The sequence below is a fragment of the Frankia sp. AgKG'84/4 genome, from assembly GCF_023242965.2.
Lineage (GTDB): Bacteria > Actinomycetota > Actinomycetes > Frankiales > Frankiaceae > Frankia.
In genome coordinates this window covers 1-2,322 of the sequence record NZ_JALKFU020001258.1, presented here as the reverse complement: position 1 = coordinate 2,322, position 2,322 = coordinate 1, and the positions used below count along the sequence as shown (strand labels likewise).

2 protein-coding genes and 1 pseudogene are annotated in these 2,322 nt (G+C 74.6%); 1 reads left to right on the top strand and 2 read right to left on the bottom strand.

The annotated features are described in order from the left end of the window. Positions 1-491: pseudogene (locus MXD58_RS29390) on the top strand (serine/threonine protein kinase); the annotation flags it as partial. A 56-nt stretch (positions 492-547) separates the two neighbouring features. On the opposite strand, the gene MXD58_RS29385 reads toward MXD58_RS29390, so the two are convergent. Together MXD58_RS29385 and MXD58_RS29380 are read right to left on the bottom strand one after the other, a co-directional pair. Beyond that, entirely contained in the window at positions 548-1,459 is a 912-nt protein-coding gene (locus MXD58_RS29385; protein ID WP_248837188.1) for a TIGR01777 family oxidoreductase, read from the bottom strand. Between the two features lie 83 nt (positions 1,460-1,542). Then, positions 1,543-2,322 (bottom strand): 2-oxo acid dehydrogenase subunit E2 (locus MXD58_RS29380; RefSeq protein ID WP_250611410.1); only part of this gene is annotated, 780 nt, incomplete at its 5' end.

Genomic DNA, 2,322 nt, shown 5'->3' with positions numbered 1-2,322 from the left:
ACGCGGACGAGGCCGCCTCGACGCCGCCGGGGCCGACGACGCCCGCACCCGGGGCGGCCAGCCACGACCCGACCGCCTCGCCCGTCGCCAACCAGTCGCCCGAGCAGATCTGGCGCGGTGTGCTCGGCGCCCTCAACATGGCGCGCAGCCGGGCGTTCGAGCAGGCGAAGGAGTCGCTGCTGGCGGAGTCCGACGCACCCGGCAGCCCCGCGTACAACGCGGACGTCGCCCTGATGCGCCAGGTCGTCAGCCTCGGCGCGCACTCCTCACCGCTGCGCACCGTGGTCGACGCCCTGGAGGTGCGCACCGACACCGCCGATCGGACCGTGCTGCGGATCACCGACCATCTCGACGCCTACGACTACTTCGACGCAGGCGGTCGGGTCGTCGCCCACAAGGACGCCAAAGCCCCACAGCGCCGCGATCTGGTGCTCGTCCGCACGGCGTCCGGATGGCGGGTGTCGGACACCGTGCCGATCACCGCCGGCTGACGCCGGCCCCGCCGCCCGAGCCGCGGTCCGCCCGGTCCGCCCGGTCCGGCCCGGGCTCAGCCGTCTGTGGAGAGCAGCGCGCGCAGGGCCGTGTCGATGTCGGGATGGGCGAAGCCGAACCCGGCGGCACGCAGCGCCGCGGGGGCCAGCCGCTGGGAGGCGAGTACACCCTCGTCGGCGAATCCGCCGAGGACGGCGCGCAGCGCGAAGCCCGGCACCGCGGCGAATGCCGGCCGGTGCAGCGCCGCGGCCAGCGCCGAGGTGAACCGGGTGTTCGTGACCGGCTCCGGGGCGACCAGATTGACCGGTCCCGCCGGTGCGTCCGCGCCGAGCAGGAACCGAGTGGCGGCGACATGATCGGGCAGGCTGATCCAGCTCAGCCACTGACGGCCCGAGCCCAGCCGGCCGCCGACGCCGAACCGGAACAGCGGTAGCTGGCGGGCGAGGCTCCCGCCGCGGGTGGACAGCACCACCCCGGTGCGCAGCGTGCTGACGCGGATCCCGGCTGCCCGGGCCGGCTCGGCCGCCGCCTCCCAGTCCTCGACGAGGCGGGCGAGGAAGCCGGAACCGGCGGGTGCGGACTCGTCGAGCGGGCCGGCCGCGCCGTGCGCGTCCGTGCCGTACCAGCCGACGGCGCTGCCGGCGAGCAGCACCCGCGGCGGCGGGTCGAGCCGCGCCAGGGTGCGGGTGAGCAGATCCGTGCTGACCAGGCGGCTCTCGCGCAGCACGCGCCGGTAGGAGTCGGTCCAGCGCCGGTCGCCGATGCCCGCGCCGGCGAGGTGGACGACGGCTTCGGTGCCGGCGAGGTCCGCCGGGTCGAGCTGGCCGGCCGTGGGATCCCAGCGGATCTCACCGTCGGCCCGCGGCGGGCGGCGGACCAGGGTGCTCACCGCGTTCCCGTCCGCGCGCAGGGCGGGGACGAGCGTCGAGCCGATCAGGCCGGAGGCTCCGGTGACAACGATGCGCATAGCTGACCATCGTCACCGTCAGACGCGCCCGGCGCGAGACGCCTGGCCGACCGGATCGGCCAGGCGTCTCGGTGGTGCGGTGCCTACAGGCCGAGGTCGGCCTCGAAGGCGCCCTCTTCCAGCCGCCGCTTGATGAAGGTCAGGAAGCGGGCGGCGTCGGCGCCGTCGACGATCCGGTGGTCGTAGGTCAGCGACAGGTAGACCGAGGACCGCACGGCGATGACCTCGCCGAGGTCCGGGTCGTCGATGACCGCCGGCTTCTTCGTGACGATGCCGGTGCCGAGGATGCCGACCTGCGGCTGGTTGAGGATCGGGGTGTCGAACAGCGCACCCCGGCTGCCGGTGTTCGTGAGGGTGAAAGTGCCCCCGCCGAGCTCGTCCGGCGAGATCTTGTTCGACCGGGTGCGGCCGGCCAGATCGTCGATCTTGCGGGCCAGGCCGGTCAGGTTCAGGTCACCGGCGTTGTGGGCGACGGGGACGACCAGGCCGCGCTCGGAGTCCACGGCGATGCCGAGGTTCTCCTCGCCGTGGTACGTGACGGTGCCAGCGTCGACGTCGATGCTGGCGTTGAGCTGCGGGAACTCGCGCAGCGCCTCGCAGGTCGCGAGCGCGAAGAACGGCAGGAACGACAGCTTGAGCCCCTCGCGGGCCTGGAACCCGGCCTTGGCCCGGTCCCGTAGCCGCGCGATGCGGGTGACGTCCACTTCGACGACGGTGGTGAGCTGCGCGCTGATCTGCAGCGACTCGACCATCCGCCGGGCGACCAGCGCCCGCAGTCGGGTGAGCTTCTCGGTGCGGCCGCGGACGGGAGCCGCCGTCGGGCCGGCAGCCGGAGCGGCCTGGGGCGCGGGCCGCGCCGGCGC